The following is a 17861-nucleotide window of genomic DNA, read 5'->3' as shown; positions in this document are numbered from 1 at the left end:
ACACATTCATGCCAAGTTGACACCCATAAAGTTAACGGGCGCACACATTGGAGGAGTGTCATGTTCAGGTGGATCGGTGGACTGGTGACGAGACGGGCCCGCACGGTGCTCGCGCTCGGTCTGCTGGGGGTGGTGGTCGCGGGGGTGCTGGGCGTCGGCGCCTTCGCGAAGCTGGAGGCCGCGGGATTCGACGACCCCGACTCCGAGAGCAGCCGCGCCGCCGCGCTGCTCGAGGAGCGCTTCGCCGGGACGGCCGACTACGTGTTCGTCGTCGAGGCCGTCGACGGCGACGTCGACTCGGCCGCCTCGACGCGGGCCGGCGCGGCGCTCGCCGAGCGGTTGCGCGCCGATCCCGCACTGGCCGACGTGGCGTCGTACTTCGACAGCGGGGCGGAACCCCTGCGCTCGCTCGACGGCCGCTACGCGCTGATCACCGCCTCGAGCGCCGCAGGCGAGGAGCCCGACCCCGGCGCCGTCCTCGACGAGTACGCCGGCACGGACGGCCCGATCCGCGTCGAGGTCGGCGGCGGCGAGGTCGTCGGCGAGGAGATCGGAGCGCAGATCGGGAAGGACCTCGGACTCGCCGAGAGCATCGCCATCCCACTCATCCTCGTCCTCCTCGTGCTCGCCTTCGGCAACGTGGTCGGCGCGCTCGTCACGCTCGGCGTCGGGGTCGCGGCGATCCTCGGGACCTTCGCCGAGCTCTCGATCCTCGGCTCGGCCACCGACGTGTCGATCTACGCCGTCAACCTCACGACCGGGCTCGGCCTCGGGCTCGCGGTCGACTATGGGCTGCTCATGGTGGCCCGGGTCCGCGAGGAGCGGGCCGCGGGCCGCGCGCACCAGGACGCCGTGCTCCGGGCGGTCGAGACCGCCGGCCGTACGATCGCCTTCAGCGCGACCACGGTCGCGGTAGCGCTCGCCGCGCTCCTGGTGTTCCCGATGTACTTCCTGCGCTCCTTCGCCTACGCCGGCATCGGCGTCATGCTGATCACCGCCTTCGCCGCCGTCGTGGTCCTCCCCGCCGGGCTGAGCCTGCTCGGCGATCGCGTCGACGCCTGGCGGGTGCCGCGCGTGCGGGGCATCCGCGGCGAGGAGGCGCCCGCGTGGGCCCGCCTGGCCCGGATCGTGGCCCGGCGACCGCTGCTCAGCGCCCTGCCCGTCCTCGCTGGACTCGCTGTGATGGCCGTGCCCCTCGCCGGCATCGAGCTCGGTACGCCGGACGACCGGGTCCTGCCCACCAGCGCCTCCAGTCGTCAGGCCGGTGACGTGCTGCGCTCCGCCTTCGCCGGCGACGGCACCCACCCGATCCAGGTGGTCACGACCGAGACGCTGCCCGAGGCCGATCTCGCGTCGTACGGCGCTGCGCTGGGGGAGCTGCCCGGCGTCGTCCGGGTCGACACCCGGGCCGGTCGGGACGCGGACCTGGTCTCGGTGGTCACCGACCTCGACCCGATGTCGGCCGACGCGCGCGGTCTGGTCGAGGAGGTCCGGTCGGTGCCGGTGCCCGACGGAGCGGACGCCCTCGTCGGCGGCGCCAGCGCGGAGCTGCACGACCAGATGACCGGCATCGGCGACCGCCTGCCGCTCGTCGCGGGCTGGCTGGTGCTGACGACCCTGGTCATCCTGTTCCTGTTCACCGGCAGCGTGGTCCAGCCCCTGCGCGCCCTCGTGCTCAACGCCGTCGGTCTGGCCGCCACCCTCGGCGCGATGGTCTGGGTGTTCCAGGACGGCCACCTCTCCGGCCTGCTCGGCTTCACGCCCCAGCCGATGGACAGCTCGATGATGGTGCTGCTGTTCTGCGTGGCCTTCGGGCTGTCGATGGACTACGAGGTGTTCGTGATGAGCCGGACCAAGGAGATGCGCGACCGGGGCATGGCCAACGACGAGGCGCTGGTCCACGGGCTGGCCCACACCGGCCGGATCGTCAGCACCGCGGCGGCGCTGATCGCGATCAGCTTCTTCGCCTTCCTGGTCAGCTCGGTCAGCTTCATCCAGTTCTTCGGGCTCGGCACCGGGTTGGCGATCCTCATCGACGCCACGCTGATCCGGGGCGTCCTGCTGCCCGCCAGCATCCGGCTGTTGGGGGAGCGCTCCTGGTGGGCCCCACGTCCGTTGCGGGTCCTGCACCGCCGGGTCGGTCTCTCGGAGGCGGCTCCGGCCTGACCCCGCCCGGCGCAGATTGAACTCGGAGAGGCGCCGGGTCGGGGCGTCCGGGAGTTCAATCTGCGCCGGGTCGGGGACTCCTACGACTCAGTCCTCGGGGTCGTCGAGTCGGGCCAGCCAGGTGGCGAAGCGCTCGACGGCGACCTCGAACTCGGGGTGCGTGTCGACGAACTCCTGCAGCCGCTCGCCGAGCCAGGCCAAGGTGACCTCCTCGTCACCCCGGCGCTGCTCGAGCTCCTCGATCCCGCGGTCGGTGAAGTACATCGGAGCCTCCGGTCAGGCGAAGGCCTGGCCGATGAGGACCTTGGCCTCCTCGAGGTGGCGCTTGGCGGTGCCGACCGCGGTCGTCGAGGACGCCGGCCGGGTGACCGGCTCGATGGCCCGACCCAGGTGCGGGACGACGTTCAGGTAGAACGACGGCCACGGACCCTGGTTGTAGGGCTCGTCCTGGACCCACTTGACGGTGGCGTTCGGGTACTTGTCGAGCTCGGCCCGCACCTGCTCGGTCGGCCAGGGGTAGAGCTGCTCGACGCGCAGGATCGCCACGTCGTCGCGCTCGGCCTTGCGCCGCTCGACCACGAGGTCCCAGGTGAGCCGGCCCGAGACGAGCAGCACGGTCTTCACCCGCGCCGGGTCGGCCGTCGCGTCGCCGATCACCGGGCGGAACTCGCCGGAGGTGAAGTCGGCCGGCACCGAGGCCGCCTCCTTGCGCTTGAGCATCGACTTCGGCGTGAAGACGATGAGCGGCTTGTGCTCACCGCCGAGCGAGTGGCGCCGCAGCAGGTGGAAGTACGACGCCGGGGTGGACGGCTGGGCGACGACCATGGAGTCCTCGGCACACAGCGTGAGGAACCGCTCGATGCGGGCCGAGGAGTGGTCGGCGCCCTGACCCTCGTAGCCGTGGGGCAGCAGCAGCACGACGCCGGAGTCCTGGCCCCACTTGGTCTTGCCGGCGGAGATGTACTCGTCGATCACCGACTGGGCGCCGTTGACGAAGTCGCCGAACTGCGCCTCCCACAGCACCAGCGCGTCGGGCCGCGCCACCGAGTAGCCGTACTCGAAGCCGAGCGCGGCGTACTCCGACAGGAGGCTGTCGTAGACGAAGAACTTCGCCTGGTCCTCGGTGAGGTTGGCCAGCGGCGTCCACTCGTCGGCGTTGTGCCGGTCGATGATCGTCGCGAACCGCTGCACGAAGGTGCCGCGCCGCGAGTCCTGGCCGGCCAGGCGGACCGGGCGGCCCTCCATGAGTAGCGACCCGAACGCCAGGATCTCGCCGGTGCCCCAGTCGATCGGGCCGTCGGCGATCGCCGCGGCACGGCGCTGCAGCTGAGGCATGACCTTGGGGTGCACCGTGAAGCCGTCCGGCGGGGTGACGTAGGCGTCGGCGATGCGCTTGAGCACCTCGGCGGACACCGCGGTCTGGGTCTCGCCCGCGGTCTTGTCCGGGTAGTCGGGGACCGTCGTCCACTCCTTCGGCGCCGACGACGCCTCCCGGACCTCGGTGAAGACCCGCTCCAGCTGCTGCTGGTAGTCGCGCAGGACCTGCTCGGCTTCCTCGATCGTGATGTCGCCACGACCGATGAGGGACTCGGTGTAGAGCTTGCGCACCGAGCGCTTCTGCTCGATCAGGTCGTACATGAGCGGCTGCGTGTACGACGGGTCGTCGCCCTCGTTGTGACCGCGGCGGCGGTAGCAGACCAGGTCGATGACGACGTCGCTGTTGAACGCCTGGCGGTACTCGAACGCCAGCCGTGCGACGCGGATGCACGCCTCCGGGTCGTCGCCGTTGACGTGGAAGATCGGCGCCTGCACCATCCGGGCCACGTCGGTGGCGTAGAGGGTCGAGCGGGACGAGCCGGGGGAGGTGGTGAACCCGACCTGGTTGTTGATGACGACGTGGATCGTGCCGCCGGTGCGGTAGCCGCGCAGCTGCGAGAGGTTGAGCGTCTCGGCCACGACGCCCTGGCCGGCGAACGCGGCGTCGCCGTGGATGAGCAGCGGCAGCACGGGGAACTCGGTGCCCCGGTCGAGCACGTCCTGCTTGGCGCGGGCGATGCCCTCGAGGACCGGGTCGACCGTCTCGAGGTGCGACGGGTTCGCCGCGACGGACACCTTGATGGTCTCGCCGGTGCCGGCGACGAACGCGCCCTCGGCACCGAGGTGGTACTTCACGTCGCCCGAGCCCTGGACCGTGCGCGGGTCGATGTTGCCCTCGAACTCGCGGAAGATCTGGTTGTAGGACTTGCCGACGATATTGGCCAGCACGTTGAGCCGGCCCCGGTGGGCCATGCCGATGGTGACCTCGTCGAGGCCGGCCTGCGCGGCGGCCTCGGCGATCTCGTCGACCACCGGGATGGTCGTCTCGCCGCCCTCGAGCGAGAACCGCTTCTGGCCGACGAACTTCGTCTGCAGGAAGGTCTCGAACGCCTCGGCCTGGTTGAGCTTGAGCAGGATCCGCAGCTGCTCCTCGCGGGGCGGCTTGGTGTGGGGCTGCTCGACCCGCTCCTGGATCCAGCGGCGCTGCTCCGGGTCCATGATGTGCATGTACTCGATGCCGGTCGTGCGGCAGTAGGAGTCGCGCAGGATCCCCAGGATGTGGCGCAGCTTGAGGAAGCGACGGTCGCCGCCGCCGAACGACCCGGTCGGGAACTCCCGGTCGAGGTCCCACAGCGTCAGGCCGTGCGACTCGATGCGCAGGTCCGGGTGGCTGCGCTGCTTGTACTCGAGCGGGTCGGTGTCGGCCATCAGGTGGCCACGCACGCGGTAGGCGTGGATCAGCTCGAGGATCCGGGCCTGCTTGTCGATCTCGTCGTCGTGCGAGGTCGCGACGTCGGCGTTCCAGCGGATCGGCTCGTAGGGGATCCGCAGGGCGCGGAAGATCTCGTCGTAGAAGCCGTCCTGGCCGAGGAGGTACTTGTGGACCTGGCCCAGGAACTCGCCCGACTGCGCACCCTGGATGACGCGGTGGTCGTAGGTCGAGGTCATCGTCATGATCCGGGAGATCGCGTTGCGGGCGATCGTCTCCTCGGAGGCGCCCTGGAACTCCGGCGGGTAGTCCATCGAGCCGACGCCGATGATCGCCGCCTGGCCCTGCATCAGCCGGGGCACCGAGTTGTTGGTGCCGAGACCGCCGACGTTGGTGAGGCTGACCGTCGTACCGGAGTAGTCCTCCATGGTCAGCTTGTTGTCCTTGGCCTTGCGCACGATCTCCTCGTACGCCGTCCAGAACTGCGCGAAGTCCATCGACTCGCACGCCTTGATGCTGGGAGCGACCAGCTGGCGCGTGCCGTCCTTCTTCTGCTGGTCGATGGCCAGGCCGAGGTTGATGTGCGCCGGCGAGACCATCGTGGGCTTGCCGTCGATCTCGTCGTAGGTGTTGTTCATGGCGGGCAGCGCCTTGATCGCCTTGACGATCGCGTAGCCGATGATGTGGGTGAACGACACCTTGCCGCCGCGGGCGCGCTTGAGGTGGCTGTTGATGACGATGCGGTTGTCCCACAGCAGCTTGACCGGGATGTTGCGCACCGAGGTCGCCGTCGGGACCGACAGCGAGATGTCCATGTTCTTGGCGGTGGCCGCCGGGATGCCGCGCAGCACGGTCAGGGTCGGCTCGTCACGCGCGGTGACGGGCTCCGGGCGTGGAGCGTCCTTGGGGGTCGGCGCGGGCGTGTCGGCCTTGGGGGGCGTCGGCGTGGTGGTCGAGGCGGGGCTCACCTGCGGGGCCGGCGTGGCCTTGGGGGCCGGCGTGGTCTTCGGGGCCTGCGCGGCCTGGGCCGCGGCCGGGGCTGCCGGGGTGGGAGCAGCCGGGGCGGGAGCAGCCGGGGCGGGAGCAGCCGGCGCAGCGGCTGCCGGGGCGGGAGCGGTGGCCGTCGTCGTACCGTTGCCGCTCTTGAAGTACGTCGCCCAGGCGGGATCGACGCTGTTCGGGTCGGCCTCGAACCGCTCCTTCATCTCCTCCACGAGCCACTCGTTGGCCCCGAAGTCCGCGGGAACGGGAGATCCGGTGGACTGGTCTGACGACTGCGTCACGACGTGCTTCGCCTCTTCCGATGAGCTGGACGCACTCGCCGCCGATAGCGAGTGGCTGTCGTCCGCCAAGGCTAGTCCCATGCCGAAGCAAATACCGACCCGTGGGCACCCTTTGCGGCAGGGTGTTGCGCAACAGACATCGGGACGCGGTTTCGAAGCGACGGAGAACAGGGGCAGCAGACGTGCGGACACGACCAGGACGGGCTCGGCCGAGCGGTCGGCCGAGGGGGCGGCAGGGTGTCGCCACGGTGGCTCTGGTGGGCGTCGTGGGACTCGCGCTCGCGGGCTGCTCGGGCGACGGTGACGGCACCGACGGCGGAGCCGGCGGCGGTGGCTCGGAGGGCGAGCAGGCGGTCGAGACCGACGCGACGCTCGGCAAGGTCCGCGGTGACCTCGACGACGCACAGGCCGCGGACGCGCTCGCCGCCGTGACCGAGGCGGTCGACGGATGGATCGACGGCGGGTACGCCGGCGACTACCCCCGTACCGCGTTCGACGACGCGTTCGCCGGGTTCACCGACGACGCCCGGGAGCTGGCCCTGGGCCAGCCGGCGATCATGAGCAACGCGGAGGTCGGCGGGCGCCTCGAGTCCGCCGAGGTCACCCAGCGCTCGGTGAGTGTCGACGTGCTGGGGGTCCGCGGGAAGCCGGCGGGCGCGACGGCGCACGTCGTCTTGACCGTGAAGCTGGCCGGCGAGGTCGAGCGGTCCGACCAGGTCACCGGCCGGCTGCTGCTGACGCCCGGCAAGGACGGCTGGCGGGTGTTCGGGTTCGACGTGAGCCGTGGCGAGGGAGGAGCCTGAGATGCGCTTGATGATGCGGACCCTCGTCCTGGGCCTCGTGCTGGGCCTGACCGCGCTGCTCGTGCCGGACAGCACGCCCGCGCCGACCCGCTTCACCCTCGTCAAGGTCGACCGTGCGGCCGGCGTCGACGTCGACCCGGACGTGCTGTGGATCCTCGGCGTCGGCTCCGACGCCCGTCCCGGCGAGGACCCCGAGCGCACCCGCGGCGACGCTCTCCAGATGGTCGGGATCGACACCCGCACCGGTGCGGCGACCGCCGTCGGCATCCCGCGCGACAGCTGGGTGCCGATCCCGGGCGTCGGCTCCAACCGGGTCAACGCCGCGCTCTATTACGGCGGCCCGCAGCTCCTCGGCGAGACCGTCGGGAATCTGCTCGGCGTCCAGCCCGACTACGTGATGCTCGCGCCCTTCAGCGCCCTCGCCAACCTGATCAGCGGGATCGGCGGCATCACCGTCGACAACCCGCGCGCGTTCGCCGACCAGGACCTCCACCCCGAGGGCTGGCCCGCCGGCAAGGTCCGGATCAACGGCATGAAGGCCGTCGAGTTCGCCCGGGTCCGCAAGGCCCTGCCGCGAGGCGACTTCGACCGCTCCGCCAACCAGCAGCTCGTGCTGCGCGGCATCCAGGACAAGATCGCCCGCAAGGCCGACCAGCCCGGCTGGATCGAGAAGCAGGTGCTCTCGGTCCTCAAGCACCTCAAGACGCACGACGTCTCGCCGAAGGACCTGTTCCGCATCGCCCAGGCGATCGCCCAGGTCGACCCCGCCAAGATCACGACCTGCGTGCTCCAGGGCAGCATCGGCAACGTCGGCGGCGCCAGTGTCGTGCTTCCCAACACCGCCGACGCGAAGCGGTACGGCGACGCCGCCCGCGACGACGCCACCATCGAGCGCTGCTGACCCGTTTGCGCGAGCGTGTCGCAGACCGGGCTCGCCGCACGGACCTCGCTTCGCTCGGCCCGCGGGCGTCGCCCGGTGCGGCTTCGCCGCCGTGCGCCACGCTGCCGCGCCCGCGGTCGGGCTGGGTCGGTGGTGGGGTTCGCGTGGCGGCAAGACCGCTGCACCGGCGCGAGCGTGTCGCAGACCGGGCTCGCCGCACGGACCTCGCTTCGCTCGGCTGGCGCTAGGCCGGCAGGCCGCCGCGTGCCTCCCGCGCGCCCTTCCCGGCGAGGGCGTCCGCACGCTCGTTCCCGGGGTCACCGGCGTGGCCCTTGACCCAGTGCCAGGTGACGTCGTGAGCGGCCGCGGCGACGTCGAGGCGCCGCCAGAGGTCGTCGTTCTTGACCGGGGCCTTGGCCGCGGTGCGCCAGCCGTTGGCCTTCCACTTCGCGACCCACGACATGATCCCGTTGCGCACGTAGCTGCTGTCGGTGTGCAGGTCCACCGCTGAGGGCCGGGTGAGCTCCTCGAGGGCCCGGATGGCCGCCATCAGCTCCATCCGGTTGTTGGTCGTCGCCGGATCGCCGCCGTACAGCTCCCGCTCGTGGGCGCCGTAGCGCAGCACCGCGCCCCACCCTCCGGGGCCCGGGTTGCCCAGGCAGGCGCCGTCGGTGTGGATGGTGACGCGGGAGGCGGCTTCGGTCGGCACAGGGGGAGAGCGTACGGGCTCCGGAACGACGAGAACCGCAGGCCGTCGGGCCTGCGGTTCACAGCGCGCCTCCGGCAGGATTCGAACCTGCGACACCTGGTACCGGAAACCAGTGCTCTATCCCCTGAGCTACGGAGGCATGCGCCCCGACCGTCGTGGTCGACAGGCGCGGTGAGGAACCTTACCGGTCGATATCGCTGCATCGGAAACCGGTGCCCCTCGATAGGCTTCGGGGGTGACTCCTGCGCAGCTCTCCACCACGATCGTCGATGCCCTTGCGGCGCTCGTCGACCAGGGCGACCTCGCCCTGCCCGACGGCGTCCCGAGCGAGGTCACGGTGGAGCGACCCCGGCAGAAGGGGCACGGCGACTACGCGACGAACGTGGCGCTGCAGCTGGCGAAGAAGGCAGGCACCAACCCGCGGGCGCTCGGCGAGCTGCTGGCGGCCAGGTTGAGGGAGGCCGTCGGGATCGCCGACGTCGAGCTGGCGGGTCCGGGCTTCCTCAACATCACCGTCGAGGCCGGGGCGCAGGGCCAGGTCGCGGCCGACGTCGTGGCCGCCGGCGCGGCGTACGGGCGCACCGACACGCTGGGGGGCCAGCGGATCAATGTGGAGTTCATCTCCGCCAACCCGACCGGTCCGCTGCATCTGGGCCACACCCGGTGGGCGGTGCTCGGCGACGCCATCGGCCGCGTGCTGGCGGCCGCGGGTGCCGACGTGACCCGCGAGTTCTACATCAACGACCGCGGCGTGCAGATGAACCACTTCGCCGACTCGATCATCGCCGCGGCGCTCGGGCAGCCGAAGCCCGAGGACGGGTACGCCGGCGAGTACATCGAGGACCTCGCCAAGGCCGTCGAGGCCGCGAGCCCCGGCATCTTCGGGCTCGAGGGCGACGAGCGGCGCGCCGCCGTCCGGGCCCGGGGCTACGAGATCCAGCTGCGGGAGCAGCAGGAGCAGCTCGACTCCTTCAACACCCACTTCGACGTCTGGTTCTCCGAGCTCTCGCTCCACGAGTCGGGCTCGGTGCCCGACACCCTCCAGCGTCTCAAGGACCTCGGCCACGTCTTCGAGCAGGACGGTGCGCTGTGGATGCGCACGACCGACTTCGGCGACGACAAGGACCGCGTCCTCATCAAGAGCGACGGCGAGCTCACCTACTTCGCCAGCGACACGGCGTACTACCTCGACAAGCGGGCGCGGGGCTTCGAGCACTGCATCTACCTGCTCGGGGCCGACCACCACGGGTACGTCGGCCGGCTGCGCGCCATGGCGGCCTGCGTCGGCGACGACCCCGACCAGACCCTCGACGTGATGATCGGGCAGCTCGTCAAGATCCTGCAGGACGGCGAGGAGCTCAAGCTCTCCAAGCGGAGGGGCACGATCGTGACGCTCAACGAGCTCGCGGAGGAGATCGGCGTCGACGCCCTGCGCTACTCCCTGGCGCGCTACCCGGCGGACTCGCCGCTCACCCTCGACGTCGCGGAGATCACCAAGGCCTCCAACGACAACCCGGTCTACTACGTGCAGTACGCCCACGCGCGCACCTGTCGCATGCTCGCGAACGCCGCCGACCTCGGCATGACGCTGCCCGAGGGCGACGCCTTCGACCCGGCCCTGCTCGCCCACGAGCGCGACGGCGAGCTGCTGCGGGCGCTCGCGGAGTACCCCCGCGTGGTCGCCAGCGCCGCCGAGCTACGCGAGCCGCACCGGATCGCGCGCTATCTCGAGGACACCGCCTCGGTCTTCAACAAGTGGTACGACACCAGGGAGTGCCGGATGCTGCCGCAGGGCGACGAGCCCGTCGGCCCGGCCAACCTCGCGCGCATGGTGCTCGTCGTCGCGACGCAGACCGTGATCGCCAACGGCCTCGACCTGCTCGGTGTCTCCGCGCCGGAGCGGATGTGATGGGACGCGTCCCGCCCGGCGACTACGCCGGCACCTCGCCCGTCTGGCTCCGCGAGCCGACCGACGTCAACGCGCTGGTCCCGGCACTGTGGTCCGCGTCGGCCCGCAAGGACGACGGGGTGCTGCACATCGGCGGCCTCGCGGTCCCCGACCTGGTCGCCGACGTCAACACCCCGGCGTACCTCCTCGACGAGGACGACTTCCGGGCGCGCGCCCGGGCGTTCCGCGACGGCTTCGCCGGCTACGACGTCTACTACGCCGGCAAGGCGTTCCTCTGCACCGCGGTCGCCCGCTGGGTGGCGGAGGAGGGCCTCTGCCTCGACGTGTGCAGCGACGGCGAGCTGACCGTCGCCCTGCGGGCGGGCACCGACCCGGCGCGGATCGGCTACCACGGCAACAACAAGACCGCGATGGAGCTGCGCCGTGCTGTCGCGGCCGGGGTGGGCCGGATCATCGTCGACTCCTTCCACGAGATCGAGCGGGTCGGCGACGTCGCGCGCCAGCTGGGCGTCACCCAGAGCGTCATGGTGCGGGTCACCGCCGGGGTCGAGGCGCACACCCACGAGTTCATCGCGACCGCCCACGAGGACCAGAAGTTCGGCTTCTCGATCTCCGCGGGCGACGCCTTCGAGGCGGCCTCGCGCGTCGCGGCCGAGGACGGCCTCGAGCTGCGCGGTCTGCACAGCCACATCGGCTCGCAGATCTTCGACACCTCCGGGTGGGAGGTCGCCGCGAGGCGCGTGCTCGCCCTGCACGCCCGCATCGGCGCCGAGCTCGGCCTCGAGCTGCCCGAGCTCGACCTCGGCGGCGGGTTCGGCATCGCCTACACGACACAGGACGACCCGGCCGACCCGGCGGTGCTCGCCGAGCAGATCACGAAGATCGTGACGGGGGAGTGCGCCGCCCTCGGCATCGCGGTCCCGCACCTGTCGATCGAGCCGGGTCGCGCGATCGTCGGACCCGCGATGTGCACGGTCTACACGGTGGGCACGGTCAAGGAGGTCGCGCTCGACGGCGGTGCCACCCGCACCTACGTCTCCGTCGACGGCGGGATGAGCGACAACATCCGCACCGCGCTGTACGACGCCGACTACTCCTGCACCCTCGCCTCTCGCGCGTCGGACGCCGCGCCGGTCCTGGCCCGCGTCGTCGGCAAGCACTGCGAGTCCGGCGACATCGTGGTCAAGGACGAGTTCCTCCCCGGCGACATCGTCCCCGGCGACCTGGTCGCGGTGCCCGGCACCGGCGCCTACGGCCGCTCGATGGCGTCCAACTACAACCATGCCCTCCGCCCGCCGGTCGTCGCGGTCAAGGACGGCCGGTCGCGGGTCGTCGTGCGTCGCGAGACCGTCGACGACCTCCTCGCCACCGACCTGGGCTGAGCGGGCAGGGCTGGGGGACGGTTTAACTACTGAATTTGTCGTCCGCAGCGGATATCCACGACGAATTCGGTAGTTGAACCGTCGCCGGGAGCAGTCAGGCGCCCGACCGCCCGACCAGGCGAATCGGCCCGTCGCCGTACTCCTGCAGGACGTCGCCGGGATTCGCCAGCGAGCACGACCGCAGGGACAGGCAGCCACACCCGATGCAGTCGTCGAGCGTGTCGCGGAGCCTCTCCAGCCGGACGATCCGCTCGTCGAGAGCGCCGCGCCACGTCCGTGAGAGGCGGGCCCAGTCCGCCTTCGTCGGCGTCCGGCCCTCGGGCAGCGTGGCCAGCGCGTCCCTGATCTCCGCGAGGGAGACGCCGACGCCCTGGGAGACCCGGATGAACGCGACCCGGCGCAGCATGTCGCGGTGGTAGCGGCGCTGGTTGCCCGCGGTCCGCAGGCTCGTGATCAGGCCCTCGCGCTCGTAGTAGTGCAGGGCGGACACCGCGACACCCGAGCGGTGGGCGAGCTCGCCCGGGGTGAGGTCGTGGCTGCGCAGGGCGCGGTTGATGTCGCTCATTGACCTCAACCCTAGTTCAGGTTGTCCACTGACGTCATGCACGCGATCCGCCACCATGCCTTCGGTCCGGCCGACGTCCTTCGTCTCGAGCGGCTCCCCGACCCGCAGCCCGCGTCCGGACAGGTGAGGATCGCCGTCGAGGCCGCTGGCGTGCACCTGTTGGACACCTCGATCCGGGCCGGCGTGGCGTTCCCGTCGACGCCGCTGCCCGACCTGCCGATGGTGCCGGGGCGGGAGGTCGCGGGCGTCGTCGACGCGGTCGGGGCCGGGGTCGACGAGGGTTGGCTCGGCCGTCGGGTGGTCGCCCACCTCGGACCGGGAGCCCGGGGTGGCTACGCGGAGCTCACCCTGGTCGACGCCGAGCGCGTGTACGACATCCCCGACGGACTGGACGCCCCGACGGCCGTCGCCGCGATCGGCACCGGGCGCACCGCCGCCGGCATCCTCGACCACGCCGCGATCACCGCCGACGACATCGTCGCCATCACCTCCGCGGCGGGCGGCCTCGGCGCCCTCTTCATCCAGGGCGCTCGCAACGCCGGGGCCCGCACCGTCGGGCTGGCCGGCGGCGCGAAGCTCGACGTCGTGCGCGGCTTCGGCGCGGACACGGTCGTCGACTACCGCGACCCGGCCTGGGTCGACGTGCTGCGGGCCGCCGAGCCCCGGCTGACGGTGCTCCTCGACGGCGTCGGCGGACCGGTGGCACGCACGCTCCACGCGCTGCTCGAGCCCGGCGGGCAGATGGTGCGGTTCTCGGGCGACACCGAGGGGTACGACGCCCCGGACCGTCCCGTCGTGGACGTCCTCGGTCCGGTCATGCTGCCGCGGCTGGCCGAGTTCGAGCGGCAGGCGCTCGCCGCCGCGGCGGACGGCAGCCGGGTGCCGCACGTGGGGACGGCCCTCCCGCTCGCGGAGGCCGCCGCCGCCCACCGCGCGCTCGAGGAGCGTACGTCCGTCGGCAAGGTGGTCCTCCTGGTCGACCGATCCGGCGGATGAGCGCCCTCGCCCGTGCCGCGGTGACCTCGCCGCCGCCCAGCCCGCCCCGCCCGCCCCGCCTGCCGTGACTACTGCTGGACGGCCTGCTCGAGCTTCTGGATGGCCTGCTTGCCGAACGTCTCGAGGTCGGCGCCGTCGGCTCCGGCGAGGCCGCCGTTGAGCAGCGTGATGCCGTTGTGTCCGATCTGGATCATCACGACGTTCATCGTGGCCGAGAAGCCCTCGGAGTCAACGGTCATCGCGATGGCGAGGGAGGCGTCGCCGAGGTTGGCCATGGACAGGGGCGCCACCTTGAAGTCCGACTTCACGCCGTCCTCGTCGACGGTCGAGAAGGACGAGCAGTCGCTCAGTGCGTCGGCGACCTGCTGGAGCCGGTCCTCGTCGATCTCCTCGGGGAAGGAGGAGATCGTCTCGCTCAGGAAGGTCCCGAACGCCCCGCCCTTGTTGAGGTTGATCTCCTCCTCGACCGAAGGCTCGGAGGAGTCGTCGTCGAGCGCCTCCATGACCTTGTCACATCGGGCAGGGGTGACCTCGTCGTCGGAGTCGTCCTCCCCGTCGTCCTCCTCGCCGAGGGTCCAGCCGGAGGGCATGTCGGTCACGGCGAGGAGAGCGGCCTTCGCCTGCGCCTGGGTGAGCTCCCGTCCGGCGGCGGCGGCAGGCTCCTCCTGCTCCTCCTGTGCCTCCGGCTTCTCCGCCTTCGCGTCGCTGCTCTTGTCGCCGTCGACGGTGATCGCCCGCTCGTCGCGCCCACCGCAGCCGGCGAAGGCTCCGGTCGCGAGCGTGATGGCGAGGATGCTGGCTGCGAGGCGGCGGTGTTCCACGGGACTCCTTCGTCGGGTTGTGTCGCGGGGAGCCTAGGAGTCCCGGCGCGTGCGTGAGGGGGAAATCGGCGGAATCGACGGCGAACCGTCGATATCGCACCGCAAGGTGTCCGCGATCCGCCGTCCCTGACCGGACGGACCCCGACCGCCGATACCCTTGCGGCGTGAACAGTCCTCTCAAGGTTGCCGTGCTCGGCTGCGGCTCCGTCGGGTCGCAGGTGGTGCGACTCCTCGGCGAGCAGGCCGACGACCTGGCCGCCCGCGTCGGGGCACCCGTGGAGCTGGTCGGGGTCGCCGTACGACGCCTCGACGCGCCCCGCGAGGTCGACGTGCCGGCCTCGCTGCTCACCACCGACGCCGCGGCGCTCGTCGCCCGCGACGACGTCGACGTCGTGATCGAGGTGATCGGCGGCATCGAGCCCGCCCGGTCCCTGATCCTCTCCGCGCTCGAGCACGGGGCCTCCGTCGTCACGGCCAACAAGGCGCTGCTCGCCGAGGACGGTGCGACGCTCTTCGAGGCCGCCGAGAAGGCCGGTCGCGACCTCTACTACGAGGCGGCCGTCGCCGGCGCCATCCCGATCCTGCGCCCGCTGCGCGAGTCGCTGGCCGGTGACAAGGTGACCCGGGTGCTCGGCATCGTCAACGGCACCACCAACTTCATCCTCGACAAGATGGACACCGCCGGCAGCGGCTTCGGCGACGCGCTGGAGGAAGCCCAGGCACTCGGCTACGCCGAGGCGGACCCGACCGCCGACGTCGAGGGCTTCGACGCCGCCGCCAAGGCCGCGATCCTCGCGAGCCTGGCCTTCCACTCGCGGGTGACCGCCGCCGACGTGCACCGCGAGGGCATCACCGAGGTCACCGCCGGCGACGTCCGCTCCGCGCGCGACATGGGCAGCGTGGTCAAGCTGCTCGCGATCGCCGAGCTGCGCACCGATGCCGAGGGCGAGGAGGCGGTCAGCGTCCGCGTCCACCCGGCGATGATCCCGCGGTCGCACCCGCTGGCGAGCGTCCGCGAGGCCTACAACGCGGTCTTCGTCGAGTCCGAGGCCGCGGGCCAGCTGATGTTCTACGGTCCCGGCGCCGGCGGCTCGCCGACGGCGAGCGCGGTGCTCGGCGACCTCGTCACGGTCGCCCGCAACCATCGCCAGGGCACGCGCGGCGTCGGGGAGTCGGCGTACGCCGACCGGGCGGTGCTGCCGATGGGCGAGACCCGGACCCGCTACCACGTGGCCATCGACGTCGACGACCGTGCCGGTGTCCTGGCTGCGGTCGCGCACGCGTTCGCCGAGAACGGCGTCTCGATCCAGACCGTCCGTCAGGAGGGCCGGGGCAACGACGCCCAGCTCGTCGTCGTGTCGCACGAGGCGACGGACGCGGCGCTGTCCGCGACCGTCGAGCAGTTGCGGGACATGGAGATCGTCCGCGAGGTCACCTCGGTGATGCGCGTCGAGGGAGCCGAAGAGTGAGCATGAGCAACCCCGTCCGTCCCGCCAACGGCCAGTGGCGCGGGGTGATCGAGGAGTACCGCGAGCTTCTCGACATCCCCCAGGACACCCCGGCGGTGACGCTGCGCGAGGGCGGCACCCCGCTGGTCCACTCAGCGTGGCTCTCGGGGCTGAGCGGCGCCCAGGTGTGGCTCAAGGTCGAGGGCAACAACCCGACCGGCTCGTTCAAGGACCGCGGCATGACCACGGCGCTGTCGGTCGCCGTCCACGAGGGCGCCAAGGCGGTCGTCTGCGCCTCCACCGGCAACACGTCGGCGTCCATGGCGGCCTACGCCGCGAAGGCGGGGGTCACCCCCGTCGTGCTGGTGCCCGAGGGCAAGATCTCCGCCGGCAAGATGGCCCAGGCCGTGCTCCACGGCTCACAGGTCATCCAGGTCCGCGGCAACTTCGACGACTGCCTGCGGATGGCCCGCGAGATGGCGTGGAAGTACCCCGTCGCCCTCGTCAACTCGGTCAACCCGGCCCGGCTCGAGGGCCAGAAGACGGCCGCCTTCGAGATCGTCGACTTCCTCGGCGACGCCCCCGACTTCCACCTGCTGCCGGTCGGCAACGCCGGCAACATCTCGGCCTACTGGCTCGGCTACACCCAGTACGCCGGCCTGGGCCGTGCCTCGAAGAAGCCGGTCATGCGCGGCTTCCAGGCCGAGGGCGCCGCGCCGCTGGTGACCGGAGAGCCGTTCCCCGACCCGGAGACCCGCGCGACGGCCATCCGCATCGGCAACCCCGCCTCGTGGAAGCTCGCCGAGGCCGCCCGCGACGAGTCCGGCGGACGGTTCGCCGCCGTCTCCGACGCGCAGATCCTCGCAGCCCAGAAGGCGCTCGCCGCCAACGACGGCGTCTTCGTCGAGCCCGCCTCGGCCGCCGGCATCGCCGGTCTGCTCGCCGAGCTCGACGCGGGGGAGTCCTACCAGGGCGCCACCGTCGCGATCACCGTCACCGGCCACGGTCTCAAGGACATCGCGACCGCGCTCGACGGGCTGGTCCTCCCCGAGACCGTGGTCGATGCCGACGTCGACGCCGCCGCACAGGCCGCCGGCCTCTGAGTCGCAGCCGATGACCTTCGTGGAGGGCCCGGCCCGGGTCCGAGTGCCCGCGACGTCGGCGAACCTCGGCCCGGGCTTCGACACCCTCGGCCTCGCGCTCGACCTGCACGACCGGCTCGAGGCGGAGGTCACCTCCGGCGGGCTCGTCGTCGAGGTGCACGGGTACGGCGAGGGTGAGGTCCCGCTCGACGACCGGCATCTCGTGGTCCGGGCGATGCGCGCGACCTTCGACCGGCTCGGGAAGCAGCCGCCCGGCCTGCGGCTCTCGTGCGCCAATGTCATCCCGCACGCCCGCGGCCTCGGGTCCTCCTCGGCCGCGATCGTGGCCGGGGTGTGGCTGGCACGCGAGCTCGTGGCCGGCGGTCGGCTGCTGCTCGACGACGCCGCGCTGCTGGACCTCGCCGCCCGGCTGGAGGGGCACCCGGACAATGTCGCCCCCGCGCTGCTGGGCGGCTTCGTGATCTCCGGGCAGGACGCCGACGGCTCGTTCTGGGCGGTCCCCGGCAGCGTCGACCCCCGCGTCGGGGTGGTGGTGTTCGTGCCGACCACCCCGGTCGAGACCGAGGCCGCGCGGGGACTCCTGCCCGCCGTCGTACCCCATGGCGACGCGGCGGCCAACGCCGGACGCGCGGCCCTGCTGGTCGCCGCCCTGTCGAGCCACCCGGAGGAGCTGCTGCGGGCGACCGAGGACCGGCTGCACCAGGAGTACCGGCGCCCCGCCATGCCCCGCAGCCTCGCGCTGGTCGAGGAACTGCGCTCCGACGGCATCCCCGCCGTCGTCTCGGGCGCGGGGCCCACGGTGCTGGCGTTCGCGGACGGGCCGGGGTCGGTCACGACGGAGGCCCTGCTCGCGCGCTGTCCCCAGGGCTGGTCCGGGCAGGCCCTGGCCGTGACCGGGACCGGCGCCGCGCCCGACGACGGGTGAGCGTGAGCGCGGACACCGTGGTGGTACATTGACGCTGCGGCGCAGTTCTCGGCGCCCGGCGAGCATGGCTCGCCCCTCTTCCGGGTCCACACCGACCGTCGGCCGGACGGACCTTCGCAGAACCA

The 17861-nt window shown here is 71.9% G+C and carries 14 protein-coding genes and 1 tRNA gene; 9 read left to right on the top strand and 6 right to left on the bottom strand.

What is annotated here, in order from left to right; genetic code table 11:
- Positions 1–60 precede the first annotated feature (60 nt).
- Positions 61–2166: an MMPL family transporter gene (locus tag ACPZVR_RS05150; RefSeq protein ID WP_436698500.1), complete on the top strand. Its 2106-nt coding sequence runs from the start codon at positions 61–63 to the stop codon at positions 2164–2166.
- 87 nt (positions 2167–2253) lie between these two features.
- On the opposite strand, the gene ACPZVR_RS05145 is transcribed toward ACPZVR_RS05150, so the two are convergent.
- Complete coding sequence (locus ACPZVR_RS05145; protein WP_179650634.1) at positions 2254–2430, bottom strand: DUF6104 family protein; 177 nt, start codon at positions 2428–2430, stop codon at positions 2254–2256.
- A 12-nt stretch (positions 2431–2442) separates the two neighbouring features.
- Complete coding sequence (locus ACPZVR_RS05140) at positions 2443–6195, bottom strand: multifunctional oxoglutarate decarboxylase/oxoglutarate dehydrogenase thiamine pyrophosphate-binding subunit/dihydrolipoyllysine-residue succinyltransferase subunit (RefSeq protein ID WP_436698499.1); 3753 nt, start codon at positions 6193–6195, stop codon at positions 2443–2445.
- A 257-nt stretch (positions 6196–6452) separates the two neighbouring features.
- Here ACPZVR_RS05140 and ACPZVR_RS05135 point away from each other — a divergent pair, with 257 nt between their 5' ends.
- A complete protein-coding gene (locus tag ACPZVR_RS05135; protein WP_436698498.1) occupies positions 6453–6998 on the top strand; it encodes a hypothetical protein in 546 nt (181 codons plus the stop codon).
- Between the two features lies 1 nt (position 6999).
- Positions 7000–7899: an LCP family protein gene (locus ACPZVR_RS05130; protein ID WP_436698497.1), complete on the top strand. Its 900-nt coding sequence runs from the start codon at positions 7000–7002 to the stop codon at positions 7897–7899.
- Positions 7900–8122: 223 nt separating this feature from the next.
- On the opposite strand, the gene rnhA is transcribed toward ACPZVR_RS05130, so the two are convergent.
- Both rnhA and ACPZVR_RS05120 read right to left on the bottom strand, forming a co-directional pair.
- Positions 8123–8587 carry a ribonuclease HI gene (gene rnhA, locus ACPZVR_RS05125; RefSeq protein ID WP_436698496.1) on the bottom strand — a complete coding sequence of 155 codons (465 nt, stop codon included), beginning with the start codon at positions 8585–8587 and terminating at the stop codon, positions 8123–8125.
- Positions 8588–8653: 66 nt separating this feature from the next.
- Positions 8654–8726, bottom strand: a tRNA-Arg gene (locus tag ACPZVR_RS05120).
- A gap of 96 nt (positions 8727–8822) precedes the next feature.
- On the opposite strand from ACPZVR_RS05120, the gene argS reads away from it, so the two are divergent.
- Both argS and lysA read left to right on the top strand, forming a co-directional pair.
- Positions 8823–10496, top strand: coding sequence for an arginine--tRNA ligase (gene argS / locus ACPZVR_RS05115; RefSeq protein WP_436698495.1), 1674 nt, complete (start codon positions 8823–8825; stop codon positions 10494–10496).
- Positions 10496–11878 (top strand): diaminopimelate decarboxylase, encoded by a 1383-nt coding sequence (gene lysA / locus ACPZVR_RS05110; RefSeq protein ID WP_436698494.1) that lies wholly within the window; start codon positions 10496–10498, stop codon positions 11876–11878. The genes argS and lysA overlap by 1 nt, the downstream gene beginning before the upstream one ends.
- Before the next feature lie 94 nt (positions 11879–11972).
- Here the strand turns inward: lysA and soxR are convergent, their stop codons facing one another.
- On the bottom strand, positions 11973–12443 hold the full coding sequence (gene soxR, locus ACPZVR_RS05105; RefSeq protein WP_436698493.1) for a redox-sensitive transcriptional activator SoxR: 471 nt from the start codon (positions 12441–12443) through the stop codon (positions 11973–11975).
- A 36-nt stretch (positions 12444–12479) separates the two neighbouring features.
- Here soxR and ACPZVR_RS05100 point away from each other — a divergent pair, with 36 nt between their 5' ends.
- Complete coding sequence (locus ACPZVR_RS05100; RefSeq protein ID WP_436698492.1) at positions 12480–13439, top strand: zinc-binding dehydrogenase; 960 nt, start codon at positions 12480–12482, stop codon at positions 13437–13439.
- A 68-nt stretch (positions 13440–13507) separates the two neighbouring features.
- On the opposite strand, the gene ACPZVR_RS05095 is transcribed toward ACPZVR_RS05100, so the two are convergent.
- A complete protein-coding gene (locus tag ACPZVR_RS05095; protein ID WP_436698491.1) occupies positions 13508–14260 on the bottom strand; it encodes a hypothetical protein in 753 nt (250 codons plus the stop codon).
- A gap of 164 nt (positions 14261–14424) precedes the next feature.
- Here ACPZVR_RS05095 and ACPZVR_RS05090 point away from each other — a divergent pair, with 164 nt between their 5' ends.
- The 3 genes from ACPZVR_RS05090 to thrB are packed head-to-tail and all read left to right on the top strand — an operon-like array spanning position 14425 to position 17736.
- Entirely contained in the window at positions 14425–15729 is a 1305-nt protein-coding gene (locus ACPZVR_RS05090) for a homoserine dehydrogenase (protein ID WP_436698490.1), read from the top strand.
- A 2-nt stretch (positions 15730–15731) separates the two neighbouring features.
- Positions 15732–16811 carry a threonine synthase gene (gene thrC / locus ACPZVR_RS05085; RefSeq protein ID WP_436698489.1) on the top strand — a complete coding sequence of 360 codons (1080 nt, stop codon included), beginning with the start codon at positions 15732–15734 and terminating at the stop codon, positions 16809–16811.
- 10 nt (positions 16812–16821) lie between these two features.
- Positions 16822–17736, top strand: a complete 915-nt coding sequence (gene thrB, locus ACPZVR_RS05080; RefSeq protein WP_436698488.1) for a homoserine kinase — start codon at positions 16822–16824, stop codon at positions 17734–17736.
- The last annotated feature ends 125 nt before the right edge of the window (positions 17737–17861 follow it).

The organism is Nocardioides segetis (assembly GCF_051390595.1).
Taxonomy (GTDB): domain Bacteria; phylum Actinomycetota; class Actinomycetes; order Propionibacteriales; family Nocardioidaceae; genus Nocardioides.
The sequence above is the reverse complement of the archived record's forward strand: the minus strand, read 5'-3'. Positions and strand labels throughout refer to the sequence as shown.